This window comes from Alteromonas sp. H39 (assembly GCF_047556435.1).
Lineage (GTDB): Bacteria > Pseudomonadota > Gammaproteobacteria > Enterobacterales > Alteromonadaceae > Alteromonas.
This window is the reverse complement of the sequence record NZ_CP180210.1, coordinates 3753341-3769752: the sequence shown is the minus strand read 5'-3', so window position 1 is coordinate 3769752 and position 16412 is coordinate 3753341. Positions and strand designations below refer to the sequence as shown.

At 39.2% G+C, this 16412-nt stretch carries 11 protein-coding genes and 2 pseudogenes; 11 read left to right on the top strand and 2 right to left on the bottom strand.

From position 1 onward, the window contains the following. Positions 1–9 precede the first annotated feature (9 nt). The 10 genes and pseudogenes from ACLBLI_RS16440 to ACLBLI_RS16395 form a co-directional block, all read left to right on the top strand. Complete coding sequence (locus ACLBLI_RS16440) at positions 10–924, top strand: hypothetical protein (RefSeq protein ID WP_414828637.1); 915 nt, start codon at positions 10–12, stop codon at positions 922–924. Between the two features lies 1 nt (position 925). Next, positions 926–2584 carry a BNR repeat-containing protein gene (locus ACLBLI_RS16435; protein ID WP_414828636.1) on the top strand — a complete coding sequence of 553 codons (1659 nt, stop codon included), beginning with the start codon at positions 926–928 and terminating at the stop codon, positions 2582–2584. Then, positions 2581–5247, top strand: a complete 2667-nt coding sequence (locus tag ACLBLI_RS16430; RefSeq protein ID WP_414828635.1) for a glycosyltransferase — start codon at positions 2581–2583, stop codon at positions 5245–5247. Before ACLBLI_RS16435 ends, ACLBLI_RS16430 begins: the two co-directional genes overlap by 4 nt. Continuing rightward, on the top strand, positions 5234–7153 hold the full coding sequence (locus ACLBLI_RS16425; protein WP_414828634.1) for a glycosyltransferase family 61 protein: 1920 nt from the start codon (positions 5234–5236) through the stop codon (positions 7151–7153). Before ACLBLI_RS16430 ends, ACLBLI_RS16425 begins: the two co-directional genes overlap by 14 nt. 41 nt (positions 7154–7194) lie before the next feature. Beyond that, complete coding sequence (locus ACLBLI_RS16420) at positions 7195–7593, top strand: sugar 3,4-ketoisomerase (protein ID WP_414828633.1); 399 nt, start codon at positions 7195–7197, stop codon at positions 7591–7593. Beyond that, on the top strand, positions 7580–8137 hold the full coding sequence (locus ACLBLI_RS16415; protein ID WP_414828632.1) for an acyltransferase: 558 nt from the start codon (positions 7580–7582) through the stop codon (positions 8135–8137). Before ACLBLI_RS16420 ends, ACLBLI_RS16415 begins: the two co-directional genes overlap by 14 nt. Further along, the gene (locus tag ACLBLI_RS16410) at positions 8134–9249 is read left to right on the top strand and encodes a DegT/DnrJ/EryC1/StrS family aminotransferase (RefSeq protein WP_414828631.1); all 1116 of its coding nucleotides are present in this window, start codon (positions 8134–8136) and stop codon (positions 9247–9249) included. Before ACLBLI_RS16415 ends, ACLBLI_RS16410 begins: the two co-directional genes overlap by 4 nt. Positions 9250–9447: 198 nt before the next feature. Continuing rightward, a pseudogene (locus tag ACLBLI_RS16405) lies at positions 9448–9630 on the top strand (transposase); the annotation flags it as partial. A 76-nt stretch (positions 9631–9706) separates the two neighbouring features. Then, positions 9707–10782 (top strand): IS3 family transposase gene (locus ACLBLI_RS16400; protein ID WP_414828630.1). Its coding sequence is split into 2 segments (ribosomal slippage): positions 9707–9956 and positions 9956–10782, totalling 1077 coding nucleotides; the frame shifts between segments, so codons are not numbered across the junction. Positions 10783–10841: 59 nt separating this feature from the next. Next, positions 10842–11698: pseudogene (locus ACLBLI_RS16395) on the top strand (IS3 family transposase); the annotation flags it as partial. Positions 11699–11785: 87 nt separating this feature from the next. On the opposite strand, the gene ACLBLI_RS16390 reads toward ACLBLI_RS16395, so the two are convergent. Further along, positions 11786–12970, bottom strand: a complete 1185-nt coding sequence (locus ACLBLI_RS16390) for an alginate O-acetyltransferase AlgX-related protein (RefSeq protein WP_414828629.1) — start codon at positions 12968–12970, stop codon at positions 11786–11788. A gap of 140 nt (positions 12971–13110) precedes the next feature. Further along, the gene (locus ACLBLI_RS16385) at positions 13111–13749 is read right to left on the bottom strand and encodes a sulfotransferase family 2 domain-containing protein (protein WP_414828628.1); all 639 of its coding nucleotides are present in this window, start codon (positions 13747–13749) and stop codon (positions 13111–13113) included. Between the two features lie 245 nt (positions 13750–13994). On the opposite strand from ACLBLI_RS16385, the gene ACLBLI_RS16380 reads away from it, so the two are divergent. After that, a complete protein-coding gene (locus tag ACLBLI_RS16380) occupies positions 13995–16406 on the top strand; it encodes a glycosyltransferase (protein ID WP_414828627.1) in 2412 nt (803 codons plus the stop codon). Positions 16407–16412: the final 6 nt, after the last annotated feature.

Below are 16412 nucleotides of genomic sequence, written 5' to 3'. Positions count from 1 at the left end.
GTGTTAAAAATGATTGATTTTTACAACTCTCTCGAATTTGGCAGTATCGACAATACGTTTTACTTTACTTCGAGTATAGTTAATGTAGAAAATTTTAAATTTTCAAGAAAAACGAATATATATATTGCAAGTAAGAGTGTAGTTGATGATTACCGAACAAAGTTTTTTAATGAATCATCAGTTAGTATTCATGATTCACTGGTTACTGAAATGGAAGGTCCTTCTGAGTTATTTCAGTTCGAAGGTATAGAGTACAATAATGTTGTAACTCAAACTGAGCTATTACGAGTATATCCCTTCTTACGTAAGACTTCAAAAAGCTCTGTACTTCAATCCAAAAACATAGCGGATGTGCTCGGTAATTATTCTCTAAATCATTACGAAGAAAACGCTCTATTTCTTGATTATCCATGGTCTGTATTGAGATTACTTAAGAAGTTGCACGATGTTGGTTTGCTAGTTAATTTTTCTTTTATCACTTGCCGAGTATACGTTTTTAGCTTGGATGCCGGTTTTGAAAGCGAAAGTTCTATTATAGAACGTTTCAGTGCTATAGGTTTTAGTCTGCTTTCTTCTACGAAGGCTAGTTCAGATTTTATTTACCTGACTTTTAAAAGACGTTCTGTGTCAGCAGCAATTAATTCAAACTACAAATCTTTAGGAAGTAGTGAGGATCTAAGTAGCGACGCTAACGAAGAGAGAGTAGCAGATTTACAACGTCAGCTTTATACTCTGAATACAATCATGTTGAAAGCCAAAAGAGACTTAAGTATCTCTAGGAGCTCTGAGTCGAAGTTACGTAAGGATATAACGCAGCTTAGACTTAAAAACGCGGCGATGATATCTTGTTTATCTTCTATTGATAATGACGTTGAAGAGATCAAAAGTATTTTTGAATCTGTGGAATATAAGAATAGAAAATAATATGAGCTCAATTGATTTTTCACCTAAAGAAATTTTAAAGAAGTTGTTGGTTCATTCAGATTTAGAGTTTAATGTCGTTTATTTACTTTTACGTTCTATCGTTGAAGAAGATAAAAAAGGTTTGAGTAATTTAACGTTTTTAAAATGCAGGCTCGAACAGTTAGGCTTTTCAAATTCAGATATAAAGTGGTTTTTTCTAGCCATTCTTCAATATAAGAAAAATGTTTTTAATACATTTTTGTTTCATGAATATGACTCACAATTTTTTTCCGACGCATTAGCTACATTCTCCGGAGAAACTTATAACGAATTCGATTCTATATTGTCAAGAAATAACTATAAACCTGAGTTATTTATTAATATAAAAATTCTCGGCAAAGTCGCTCTAGGACATGCTTGGTCTGGTACTTCAGTAAATACCGTCATTTTTCGTCAAGAATCGATTGTTACAATTGATAAAATTCAGTTTACTGCGTTTTATGCAAGTCCTTCGATATTAAGAATTATTTCAAGAAATACAGTTACGGGAAGTGTTGCTACTTACGATTTAGAGGGAACCTACCGTCTGCAAGATGCGCATAATAGTATTAGTATTGGAATTGACAGAGATCGATATATCCATATTTCTTATGAACATCATGGGTCAAGGCTGAAATATCGCCGCACGGAAAAGCCACTTTGTATATCAAGCTGGACCAGCGAACTTTCGATGACTTCTAATAAAGAAGATAAGGTGACTTATCCTACCTTCATACTGCCCGAAAATGAGTCACCGCTAATGATGTTATATCGTGACGGTAACTGGAGAAGTGGGACAGCTTACCTCAAGTGGTATGATGAGAATACGCTTTGTTGGTACGACTATCCTCATCCTATTTTAAGCGGAGCTACAAACAGTCCTTGGACAAGCAATGCTTATTGGAACAACCCGGTCAAGGACAGTTATGGTAACCTTCACTTAAGCTATTGTTGGAGAACAGACTATTTTGATGAGTCATTGTTGGTAAACAATATCAATATCGGTTACGCGGTGAGTTATGATGATGGGTTTCACTGGTATTCTTCCAATAATAAGGGATATAAACTGCCAATAACGCAGGTAAATAGTGAAGTAATTTGTCCTATACCGCCATGTTCAAATTTGATGAATCAAACAAGCATGGTTGTTGATAGCAAAGGAAGCCCCCACGTTATAACATATGCAAACGATCGTACAGGTGTGCCTCAGTATTTGCATATTTATTACAATGGTCATGAGTGGGTAAAGAATGTTGTTTCTAACCATACCACAAAATTTAATATTCAGGGAGGAGGAACTTTGCCTGTACCCATCTCAAGGCCAGAAGTGTTAATTGATGAATATGACAACTTATACATTATCCACAGTGGAATTGAGACAGAATATAAGTTGTCTCTCACTTTTCTTCAAGCTCCTCTATATATCTTTCGAAATGAAAATATACAGCAATTGTATGACTATCCAGTGGGATTTTCAGAGCCTGTTGTAGATAAAAAAAGGTGGTATTCTGAAGGGATTTTGAGTTTATTTGTGCAGTACAATGAACAACCTACTGGAGATTTGACTGAGAGAAGTTTCCAACTTTCAAGTAGAGCTTCTATTGTTGATTTAAAAATTAGTATTAATAGGAAAAATAAATGAGTCTCTTATCTAAAGGAAACGTTGCTTTTAGGGAAAAGGAATTCCAAAAGGCTATTCAGCTCTATGAATCTGCTATTGCTGAAAATCCCGACTTGAAAGAGTTGATAGATATTAACCTGTCTATTGCAAAGGACCGGTTAATTCCAAATACCAGAGACTTGAAACAAGATGCTTTTCGTATTAATGAGAACCTAATAGAATCCACGAAAAGCAAGCCAACAATACGTTCAGAGGAGCTATCCCGAACTTCTATCCCTAAGCAGGCAGCAAAAGTTTATCAGACCTCCGTATATGAGGGGCGCCTCGAGATGTTCCAAGACGGCATGGTAGTGGGGTGGGCTGTTAATCGAAATAACCCTTCATCTATTTTCGATCTGGATATATATGTTGATGACGTTTATTTCGGTAAAAATAAAAACTCTCTCTCGAGAGCTGATTTAAAGAGGCATAAGAAATCGGCAGGAAAAGGTGGTTATAAGATTGTCTTTCCTCCAGAAATGTTTATAGGTGGGTCTCGGAGAATTACATTAAAGTGGCCTACCGGCGATGATTTCGCTAATTTTGAAATGGAAGCTAAGTACGATAAAGTTAATTGTTTTACTCCTAAATTGAAAAATAATCGACCCATATCTATTATTGTCCCTATCTATAATGCGGCAGAAGATGTAAAGACCTGCATAAAACGATTACAACGATTCACATCTAGCGATACAGACATAATTTTAATTAATGATGCAAGCACAGATAAAGAAGTTTTTGAGATACTTGAAAAGTCAAAGCAAATAAAGAACATCAGGATATTTCACAATGAAAGCAACCTTGGTTTTACTCGTACGGTAAACAAAGGTATTGCTTTAGCCGGAACAAATGATGTTGTCTTGCTTAATTCAGATGCAAGGGTAACGCCGCGCTGGCTCGAGGGCCTAAGAGCAGCAGCATCTATCTATCCAAAAGTCGCAACAGTTACACCTATGTCTGACAGAGCTGGCGCTTTTTCAGCTCCCAAAATAGGTAATGACAACGATCTTCCTGATGGCGTAAGTGAAGAGAATTATGCGGTTGCTTTTAGAAGAGCCTCATTGGGACTTTATCCAACAGTTCCAACCGGTAACGGTTTTTGTCTTTATATTAATAGACAGTGCCTGAACGAAATCGGAACACTTGATGAAGAAGCGTTTCCCCGAGGATACGGTGAAGAGAACGATTTCTGTATGAGAGCGCGTTCCAAAGGTTGGTTAAATATTATTGATGACAGAACTTATGTGTTTCACGATAGAAATAAAAGTTTTGGAGAAGCAAAAACGGATTTAATGGCGGCTGGCAGAAAGATAATCGATGAACGCTATCCTGATTATAAAAAGTCGACGTCCGTGTTCACTAACAACCCGCTTATCAATCTTGCTCGATATTGCGCGTTATCTGCGATGAAAGAGGCAAAGTCCTCAATATTGCCACGTGGGTTATTCGTAATTTCTACCTTAACGGGGGGAACACCGCAAACTAATCGTGATCTCATGTTATCAGTGTCAAAAGAAGTAGAGCCCTGGCTGTTGCATTGTGACGCTAAAGTAATGTCACTATACAAAATTCGCATAGGGCATGATGGCGAATTAGTAGAAAGGCATGTATTGAGTCACGAGGTTGATCCACTTACACATATTTCACACGAATATGACCAAGTTTTGTATAGCTGGTTGACAAAGTATGATTATGAGTTTGTTCATATAAGACACCTAGCGTGGCATTCATTAAATTTGCCCAAGTTAGGAAAGTTATGTGGCGCGAGGGTATTTAACTCTTTTCATGACTACTATACGGTTTGCCCGACTGTTAAACTTTTGGATAATGAAAGAAACTTTTGCTCTGGAAATTGCACCAATACAGGAGGTGACTGCACCCCGGAACTTTGGGGCGGTGACGCGTTTCCAAAGCTTAAAGATAGTTGGGTTTACAGGTGGCGTGAGAAGCTAGAAGAAGCCTTAGCACCTTGTGATGCCTTTATCACGACACACCTAAGTGCTAAAGATATTATTTTGAAACATTTAAAAATCGATAAAAAAAAGTTTTATGTAATTCCTCACGGACGAGATTTTAAAAAAATCTATCAACTAGCGGAGCCATACAAAGATGGCGATGTCCTAAAGGTTCTAGTACCAGGTAATATCAGTGAAGCAAAGGGTAGTGAAATAATTTCAAGCATTTTAAATATGGACGATAAAGCATTGATAGAATTTCATATTCTTGGGCGTGTGAGTGCTTCTCTGGGTCAGTTCAAACACCCTCGTCTTATCATTCATGGCGAATATAAACGAGAAAATTTTGCAGAACATGTCAAAAAAATTAAGCCACACATTGGAGCAGTTCTATCGATATGGAACGAGACATGGTGCCATACATTGACCGAATTATGGTCTGTTGGCCTACCTGTAGTTGTAACTGAATATCAGACATTGTCGCAGCGTGTAAAAGAATCTGGGGCAGGTTGGGTGTTGGAAAGTACAGATTTACTCAAGGCGTATGAAATATTTACTGATATTGTGCCTCGTGATATTGTCAATAAACGTCAACAAATACTTTTGAAATCGGCGTTTGAAAATATAGCCAATAATACTAACAATAGGATGGCTGAGAATTATTTGAGAGTTTATTTTGATCGAGTTTGAAAAAAGATTTATTGAAGGAAATGGGTCTGATTGCCTTGTAAACGAGCTTCTCCAACTTGTAGAAAGAAATGAAATAAGTGAGAGGTCGTTTGTAAAGTGTATTTCTTATTTACGTGCGAATAGAAACTATAAGCAGGCTTTAATCATTGCCGCTCACTATGAAGGAATAGTTAACACTGTTAAAGGCCTTAGTGAAATTGCGTATGTCTATCAGGCAGTGCACCTATACTCTGCAGCTGCTGAGGTATTGTTAGTCGCTGTTAAAAACGGTGGCGGTTTGGGAATTATCACTAGAGTTTTCAGGTGTTATCGATTGTCGGGTAACTCGACATTAGTCATTGACTATTTATCAAATTTAAGTTCGGATTTTTTGAAAAACGCCGCCATTCTGAGAGAGGTATATCTTGCCCTCTATAATAATAAAAAAGTCTTTGATTATTTAATAGGATTTGGCAACGAGATTGAAGGCAATAAAGTTTTAGCTATAGCCAAACTATATGCTCTACAGGGCAACGTGGCTAGTGCATTGGCACTGAAAGACTTTTTTTCTGATCCTCAAATGCATCAAGAGTTAGATTTAACTATAAAAAGTTATGAACAAAAAAAGGCTCCTTTGAAAACAGAAATTTATAATCAAAATAGCCAGGTTGACTTTATTGATGTAAGTAACTCAGGTGTACGCATTGCGTACCTTTATGATGAAACTTCTTTAGTAAAAACTATAGAATTAGTAACTTCTTTTGGTGTTGTTTCCGAGGTTGATTTAAAAGTCAATAAACAAGCGGATTCTGGTTCAGAGTTAAAAATTGTTATCGATTTTAAATTTCCTGAATTAATCTATGAGGAACTTGAATATTTTGTATTAAGAGCAAAAGAAACAGCCGAGGTTATAGCTGAAGTTCCTCGAAAATGCTTAGAAGTTAGAGGGATTGAATTATTGACGGAGGATAGTGTCCCGGGTAAGGTTGTCAATCTCAATATTGTTGGTAACCGTTTGAGTCTTCTTCAGAATGCCGCTTTTAATGGAGAGGGTGCAATAATATTCGGCAAATACCTTATATTGGAATCAGCTTATAAAAGGCTTAATGGTTACTCAGAGTCAATGATTTTTTCAAAAGATAAAAAGTCTGTCTATTTGTTTTATAAAAAAGTGGATAAAAGTATTAGTTTAATTTTAAATTGTCTGACGTTAAATTGGACAAATTATTATCATTATGTAATCGACTTCTATTTGCGATTGGCTGTTTCTAAAAGGGTCGTTGTCGATGGCTCTTTAAAATATTATTTGTCAAATTTACCTTTTTCCGAATTGATGCCGTTTCAACGGTTTTTTCTGGAGTCTAGTTTTCCTGACATGGAGCCATTTGTCTTATCACCGACAGAAATGACTTATGCTGATTCATTACTTTTCCCTTATCAAGTTCCAACTAGAAGCTCTGATAATTTTCAAATATTAAAGGGGATAATATCGAGTAAAAAGGTAAAAAGTAGGTCGCTAATATATATTGATAGACGTAATGCGAAAAATAGACGGATCCAAAATGAGAACCAAATCATAGCTATGTTAATAGAGCATGGTTTCAAAATAATTAAGCCTGAAGATTTAAGTGTAAATGAACAGGTTTCAATTTTTTCTGAGGCCAAAGTGATTGTTAGCGCATCAGGTGCTGCCTTGACAAATTCTATTTTTATGCGCGATGAAAGTGTTTTGGTTGAATTGATTGGTGAGGATGTGGATGCTAATTTTTGGCCCTCATTTACATCAAGCCTAAAAATTGACCATAAGCAGCTTCCGATGAAGATAAAGCAAAAATCTTACAGTTCTTTGAATAACATTTATGAGGCTGATTTAGTAGCCTTAAAACATAATTTAGAAAAAATATTAAGTACATCAAATATTACTTAAGTTTAAAAACCAGCCACGACTAGGACTATATAAAGTTTGCTATGAAAATAATTGAATTTACGCCGTTGGGTGATAGCAGAGGCTCTTTAGTTGCTCTTGAAGCAAACAGGTCAATTCCTTTTGATATAAAACGTGTTTATTATATTTTTGCTACTAAGAAGAATGTTTCCCGGGGTTACCATGCACATAGGAATTTAAAACAGGTAGCGGTTTGTGTGACCGGTAGTTGTCGCTTTATTTTGGATGACGGGGTTGAGCGGCAAGAAGTCGTTCTTGATAGTTCAACCAAGGGGCTTTTAATTGAAGGACTAATTTGGCGGGAAATGCACGACTTTACTCCAGATTGTGTTTTAATGGTTATAGCAAGTGACTATTATGATGAAAACGACTACATTCGCGAATATCAACAATTTGTAAAGGAAGCACGTGAGCAACATTAAAATTCACTCGCTAGCCGATGTGCAAACAGATTTAATCGGAGAAGGTACCACCATCTGGCAGTTCAGTGTCGTATTAAAACAAGCGAAAATTGGTGCTAACTGCAATATTAATGCGCTAACGCTAATTGAAAACGATGTCGTCATTGGGGATAATGTAACAGTCAAATCTGGTGTTCAAATATGGGATGGCTTGAGAATTGAGAATAATGTATTTATCGGTCCGAATGTGACTTTTACCAACGACTTTACCCCGAGGTCAAAGCAGCGGCCATCAGAGTTTCTCAAAACTACTGTTAGGAATTATGCCTCTATTGGTGCTAATGCTACGATTGTTGGGGGCATTTCTATAGGCGAATATGCGCTTATTGGGGCTGGAAGTGTGGTGACTAGAGATATTCCTGCTCACGCACTTGTCTATGGAAATCCTGCCAAACACTGTGGCTGGGTTTGTGAGTGTGGGTCTAAGCTAGAAGACTTTAGTTGTTCTTCATGCAACCTAGAGTACGAAATTATTAATAACACAATTATTAAGAAAGATACATGATTCCATTTTTAGATTTAAAAGGCATTAATGCCCAGTACAGGGATGAATTGATTAAAGCAGCTACAGACGTGATTGATTCTGGATGGTATGTCCAAGGGCAACAAGTCAAAGCCTTTGAACAAGAGTTCGCTGAATACTGCGGCACTAAGCACGCTATTGGTGTAGCAAATGGATTGGATGCCTTGATTCTGACACTAAGAGCTTACAAAGAACTAGGTAAACTTAAAGAAGGCGATGAAGTCATTGTACCTGCGAATACTTATATTGCTAGTATTCTCGCCATCACCGAAAGCCGGTTAAAGCCCATTTTGGTGGAACCAAATGAACACACCTACAATTTAGACTCAACGCTAATTGAGCTAGCCATTACTCCAAATACCAAAGCGATTTTGGCGGTTCACTTGTACGGTCAGCTTGCCGATATGCCAACCATTAATTCCATCGCTCAAAAGCATAATCTGTTAGTGATTGAAGATTCAGCACAATCCCATGGCGCCCAAATGCATGGTCGCAGAGCTGGCAACTGGGGCGATGCTTCTGGTTTTAGCTTTTATCCTGGCAAAAATTTAGGGGCATTGGGCGATGCGGGCGCAGTGACTACAAACGACGACGAGTTGGCACAGGCGATTCGTGCTTTAGGAAACTATGGAAGCCATAGAAAATATGAAAATTTATATCAAGGCGTAAACAGCCGTTTAGATGAAATGCAAGCCGCATTATTACGAGTTAAACTCAAGAACTTAGATAATGAAACAAAGCGGCGCCAAGAAATCGCAGCTATGTATATTAATGGGATTAAAAACGATGCGATCGTTTTACCTATGCTCCCAAATAGTACACCTCTTACACCTGGAAATTGTGTGTGGCATTTATTTGTCATACGCACTAAGTTACGTGAAAAATTGCAATCCTATTTATCTGAGCATGGTATTCAAAGCCTGATTCACTATCCCATTGCACCGCATCATCAACGAGCCTACAAAGATTGGAAACATCAAAGTTACCCGATTACAGAATCCATTCACAGAGAAGTTTTAAGTTTACCCATTAGCCCTATACTAGACAACGAATCAGTTAATCGAGTTATTTCAATAACTAATGGTTTTGAGTAATGTAGCGGTTCAATGAATTGGCAGTAATCGGTTGGGTAGCAAAAAGCTACCCAGTAAGTGATTAAATCGTGTATAAAAATACATTCATTGTTTTTGCAACTATTTATCTATAATTGTATGACCTCCTCCCTGAAAATCGAAACGGTGTAAAGTAGAAAAATTTGGCTATAGTTGCTTTGAAATAGGAGCCGCATTGCCATGAAAAAGACCAGATACACTGAAGAACAAATCTCCTTCGCACTACGTCGGGCAGAGACCGGGACACGCGTTGAAGAAGTCAGCCGTAAGATGGGGATCTCCAAAGCTACGTTTTACAATTGGAAAAAGAAGTACGGTGGCTTAGGGGTTGCCGAACTTCGTCGCTTAAAGCAGCTGGAAGACGGTGTCCTCTCCCCCCAAAATAACACCATGACATTGATGAGATTTCCAATAAACTGGAGACAATGGAGATCTCAATATGAAAAAACGCTACAGCGAAGAACAAATCATCAAGGCCATCAAGCAGCATGAAGCTGGCGCAAAGGTGGACGACATCTGCCGCGAGATGGGTATCTCGTCTGGGACTTTTTATAATTGGCGGAGCAAGTATGCGGGCCTGGAAGTTAACGAAGCGAAGCGCCTAAAAGAGCTTGAGTCTGAGAACAATAAGCTGAAGAAAATGCTGGCTGACAAGCTTTTAGAAGTGGAAGCGATGAAGGATGTGCTTTCAAAAAAGTGGTAACGCCAGCAGCAAGAAAGCCTGTCGCCCGTCACCTTATTGATGCGTTTAAGCGCAGTGAACGGGCTGCCTGCAAGCTTGCTGGTGTCAGCCGAACCGCATTCAGATATTGCCATAAGACAAAACCAGATAGCGCTGTGCGCGCTCGGTTGAAGGAGTTAGCGTCACAGTATCCGAGGTATGGATATCTGATGTTGCATGGCCTACTCAAAGGCGAAGGGCTTGTCATCAATCGCAAGCACACGTACCGCCTTTATACCGAAGAGGCCTTGCAAGTGCGGACAAAGAAGCGCAAGAAGCTGACTCGCCCGAGGCAGCCAATAGAGGTGCCAACAGCGCCAGATCAGCGGTGGTCAATGGACTTCGTATCTGATCAGCTTAGTAGTGGTAGGCGCTTTAGGGTGTTGAACGTAGTTGATGATTACTCCCGCGAGATGGTCGGACAGCTGGTGTCTGTCTCTATCAGTGGCCGTCAGGTTGCACGCTTCCTTAGCCAGCTCATTGAGCAAAGAGGAAAGCCAGCAAAAGTGATTTGCGATAACGGAACAGAATTCACCAGTAAGGCGATGTTCTTCTGGAGTAAAGAGACGGGTGTTGAGCTTGGTTTTATCCAGCCTGGCAAACCGACACAGAATGCCTTCGTGGAAAGCCTTAACGGCAAGTTCAGAAACGAATGCCTGAACCAGCATTGGTTCAGAACAATGGACGAGGCACGTTACGAAGTAGATCTATGGCGTGAGCATTACAACCATGTTCGGCCACATAGTTCACTGAATTATTTACCGCCTGTTGAGTATGCAAAACGGGCAGCATAATATGAATAATCTCATCGAAAAAGTGGTGCTAGTTCAGGGGAAAGGTCAGATATCGTTGAAAAAAAGCTGTAAAGCCAGCGATCAGACGTGAACTAGTGAATTATGCGCGAGAGCAGCATGGCGCCAGTTTGCGGATGGCGTGTCGCGTAGTTGGCATCAGTTACTCGGTCTATCGTTATCAGCCGGATAAAGCGCGCGATGACAAGATCATCGCAAAGCTACAGGAAGCCGTTGAACGGTATCCCGCCTACGGATTCAATAAGCTATTTAAGATCCTAAAACGCTGGGGTCACGGCTGGAACCATAAACGTGTGTATCGCATTTACTGCGAGCTAAAGCTGAATAAACGCCGACGAGGAAAACGACGCCTACCAGCAAGAAACCCAGAGCCTCTAGCGGTTCCAGCTCAGGCCAACCATTGCTGGTCGATGGACTTTATGTGTGACAGCCTACAATGCGGCAGGCGCTTCAGAACGTTTAACCTGGTGGATGACTTCAACCGTGAAGCGTTGGCCATTGAGATTGATTTAAACCTGCCGTCGCAGCGGGTTGTACGCGTACTGGAACGCGTCGTCGCCTGGCGAGGTTACCCAGCCAAACTACGCATGGACAATGGGCCAGAGTTCATCTCCATCGCACTGGCCAACTGGGCGGAAGAGCATGGCATCGCGCTGGAATTTATCAAACCGGGTAAGCCTACACAAAACTCTACATCGAGCGTTTTAACCGGACTTACCGCGACGAAATACTCAATATGTACGTCTTCAGAACACTTAATGAAGTGCGTGAACTGACGGATAGCTGGGTGACTGAATACAACGAAGAACGACCCCATGATGCGCTGAATGATCTGACACCATGGGAATATTTAACCAAGCATGAACAGGCCGAAACCTCTAATTATGGGTGTAACTAATTAGGGGAGGTTTACAATGTTTACATTATTTTTTGTTGAGTGGTAGAGCTCAATAAATTTAACTTCATTTCAATAAGTTAGTGTTAATTATAAATTTATTAAGATTTTATTTATTTCAATATCTATTTCACAATTTGTACTTTCAATTTCCACGTCACTTAATTCAAATTTCTTTTTTTTGTTTACAATAGAATTTATCTGGATATTTGTAGATGGAGCTCGCACCAAAAACCTCGCATTCGATTGCGCCACTAGGTAGTCTGGTGAAATCTTTTCTAATACAGATTTATCTATGCTACCCGCTGTGTGAAAAAATACGGTGTTTCTAAAAATTCTATATACATAGTTAAACATGGAATAAGCAGATGAAGATCCGAAAAAAATAAGAGTTTTGTTAAGCATCGCATTTGAGTTACTTATATGTATAAGTCTTCCAAAGTTTGGTAGCGCATTGTCATATAATACATAATCTCTATAGTTATGACTCGTTAGTATACTTTCCGGATGAGTTTTAGGTGGGAATAATTTAGCTCCTAAGTCTCCTCCAACCTCTTTCGTTTCATAAACGTCCTCAGAAAAATGTGATTTTATTTCTTCAGCATCCAAATTGAGATGAGCACACATTTCTAAAGTTGCAACCATGGCACCGTGAGCATTCCAATGGGTATCACAAACTCTAAAAGTGGGTTTGACATATTTTTTTAGTGATTCCGATGGCACCAAAAGAGGGAACCCTTTTATCATAATTTTTTCGAGTTGCTGCAAAGGTGTGTTTTTGAACTCCCCTATGGGGTAATTTTCTGTAACAACATACTCCTTGGAGGGGGCAACCAGAAAGCATGATGGAATATTCAATGATTCTGTAAGAGCGGTGAAATCACGCATGTAATTTATCCACTCTTTCTTAGCGGCTCTTGTAAGTTTAACTTTCCCCTGAAACTGTTCAACACTTTTATTTGTATCGTTGTCCAGATACAGCCACCCATTTTCACCCTCTATTACTTCAAAAGCGCCTTTGATATTGCATTTGTAAAGTGGAGTTATCTCACTCTCATGAAGTAAGTTGATTGTAAAATAATCTGAATCTATTGGTATAAAATGCCTAAAGCCATATTGTATCCTCTCTTCAAATTTGGCATTTTTGCTTACGACTTTTTCTTGAACATCCGCTCTAATTACGTTTCTTTCTAAAACTTTAAATTTGTCTCCCCAAAGAACTACGAGTTCACCTCGTGCTTCTTTTTGGTTGACGAGCCAACCTGTTAACTCCAAACCACTTTTCTTTATGTCTTGATAATCAAATTTTAATCCATCGTAGGGGGAGTCTACACACCACCTGAAAGATTTGATGTTATCGTGATTTAAGGAGTCGAAAACAATGGAATATAGAGACATTCAGTACGCTTAATAATTTATAAGTAATTGGAAACTAGTTCGTATTCTTCTTGGAGATGGTTTTTTAAACGCTTCACAGAAGTTGGAATTATAGAGCCTGGGGAAACGTTTGCTTTTTGTGGGTAAAACTTCCAAGACATTTTCTCACTTAGTTTTTTCAAGTCTCTTTCAAAAAAATGGACTGAGCCAACGAAACTCATTGCAGATATCGGTACTTTTTTAAAAAAGCGTTGATATGTATTAGTAACATGCTTCAAAGACTCGTCTTTGATTATTTGCGTTACAAGTTCTTCCTGCGTATAAATACCGTGCTCTAACTCTATTTTACGAAGATCAGCGTAGTGTGGATGAGAATCCTTATGGCGCAAAAGGTGCCCAACATGTGACCATATTCTTTCTATAGGGTCTCTTACCCAGACTATAGTTTGGGCATCGGGAAAAGTCTCCAAATGATTTGGGTGCGGCTTATAATGGCCATGTAAAGCTTCGTTAATTGTTTTCCGAGGGACCGTGCCCGAGCTAAGGGCCCTGGCTGTTTCTGGAACATAAATCTGAGTAACTTTTTTTCGCCCGAGTTCATGTTGTAACACTTTTCTGAAGGATGTGCCGGCTGTCTTGGGAATATGGTAGGAAAAAATTTTTACTTTGGGTCTCATTAACCTCATCTAAATTGCCCTATCAGAGTCTGGAATCCATTCGAATTCTAATACCTACAGTTTGTTAAGCAAACCTATTTTGTCTCCCCTGGTAGTAAATTTCTGTAAAAGCTTGAGCATAGGATAATAGTTGCGTAGTAATACTGAAGTTGAGTTAAGTTTGTGGCATTATGTTTGGCTTTAAACTATGTCAGTACCTATTAAAACGAATGAGGTTCGCAGTTATCAAAAGTAAGATAAGAAGCTTGTACCGAAAATATATTGTTGAGCCAAAGTTAGTCAAAGCTTTGCAAGATTCAAATATTTTCGATTCGGAGTGGTACCTAAAAGAGAATGAAGATGTCAAACGATCAGGTGTTAAGCCTGAAGTTCACTTTATTCGCTTTGGGGCGGGTGAGGGACGTTTGCCACACAGGCAATTCAACCTTGCTATAGCACATTCCGACCTTAGTCAACAAGGTCAGCATTTGCTGGCCGCCTTTTTATTGAACAACACCAACGATTTCTCTTCATTTACTGATAACCTTAGTTCCTCTTGCCCGTATACCTCTGTTTATAATTGCACCAGTTACCCTAGAGTTAGCTTGTCTTTAGCTGCACAAACAGAATTTTTAAATTCTGTAATTACAGTAATCATCCCTGTGTTCAATGCCTTTGATGAATTGGCGCACTGCCTTCATTCGTTAACTGCTTCAAAGTTGCAGGGGGCTACAGTCATAGTAATCAATGACGCTAGCACTGAGGAGGGTTTTAACGAAATTGCCGACAAATTTCGTTATAATAACTTTGAGTTCATGTCTAACGATAACAATCTTGGCTTCAGTGGGACAGTAAACAAGGGAATCCGGACAGCGAGATCCAGGGTTGTTGATAGCGATATTGTAATTCTCAATTCTGACACGCAGGTTAGTTCCCATTGGCTTAGAGAGCTTAAGCTGATTGCTAAAAGTTCTCCTGAAACTGGAACTGTCACATCGGTTTCTAACTCTGCTGGTCCATTTAGCGTGCATACATTCCTGAACTCACCGTCTTTAGACGAGATAAATGCCGTTGCAAGTAGCCTCAGAGAAAATGCCCCCTTGGTTTCAGTTTCTGTGCCAACGGGCCATGGATTCTGTATGTACATTAATGGGCGCCTAATAGACGAGATAGGACTTTTTGATGACATTGCCTTCCCAAAAGGATACGGCGAAGAAAATGATTTTTGTATGCGTGCGATTAGGCATGGCTGGCGAAATAAAGTTGCTCTTAGATCATTCGTTTATCATAAAAAGAATGCTAGTTTTGGTACTGAGCGTGTTCAGCTATTGGAAAAAGGTCGAGCGATAATTGACGAGCGGTACCCTAACTATTCAAAGTTAGTACAGAGCACATTTAGTGATATAAGCTACACAGAGCTTTTTAGTCATCTGAAGCACATTACGGCTAACTCTAGCTCATTGCCCTTAAGTAAATCTAAACTGCTATTCGTCATTTCCACAGAAACAGGGGGAACACCTCAAACTAACTTCGATCTTATGAAGCAAGTTGCTAGTTCCCACGAATGCTTTTTGTTAGTCTCAGACTCCTCCAAGATAAGGCTATATTGGTTACAAGATTTGAAGCTTGAGTTAATTGAAAGCCACTATCTGAATGAAAAAATAGACCCATCAACACACAAAAGCGTCGAGTATGATGCTGTGGTCGCCGCGTGGCTTGGCTATCTTAATATTAGCTTAGTCCATATAAGACATATGGCGTGGCATAGTTACGGGCTAATAGATATTTGTAAAAATATCGAAATTCCAGTCGTTTTTTCTATTCACGACTTTTATACAGTTTGCCCGACGGTGAAGTTACTCGATGGAGATAAGAAGTTTTGCGGAGGTAAATGCACTAACCCCTCCGAGCCTTGTAAACCAGAATTATGGAAAGCTGAGCAGGTAGGTAATTTAAACCATTTTGAGGTGTTCCCCTGGCAAGCCATATTTAGGCGCTATATCAACGAGATATCTCATTTTGTCACGACCAGCGAGTCTGCTAAGAAAATTATTGAAGACTCTTATCCTTCAATAATTGATTCTGACTTCTCAGTAATCCCTCATGGTCGTGACTTCGAAGAATTTCAAAAGGTGGCCTCGTATCCTGAAGAAAACAAAAAGTTTAAACTAATCTGTCCAGGCAATATTGGGGCCGCGAAAGGTTTAAAGTTCATTAGCGACCTCGCCACAATCGGTCATGATGTACTAGAGGTTCATATAGTTGGAAAGGTTTCAAGCGAGGTTGAATTATCCGAACACATAGTTGTACATGGTGCATATGAACGAGAAGAATTAGCAAGTATAATAAAAAGTATAAGGCCGACTTTTGGTGGAGTTTTCTCAATTTGGCCAGAAACTTGGTGTCATACTCTAACCGAGTTGCTCGCAAGTGGCATTCCAGTATTTTCATTCGGAATGGGAGCGGTCGAGGAAAGAATTAACAAAGGCGAGTTTGGGTGGGTTTTGTCTTCAAGCCGTGCGATTGATCTGGTCAACAAACTAAATGATACTTCCTTCAAAGATGAATGGGAGTCTAAACTCGAGAACGTATATTTATGGCAATGTGGAGAAGGTAAAGAACTAACCACAAAAGCTATGAGCCATAGATACTTAGAAATATACAACAAACTTATATAAAAGGTT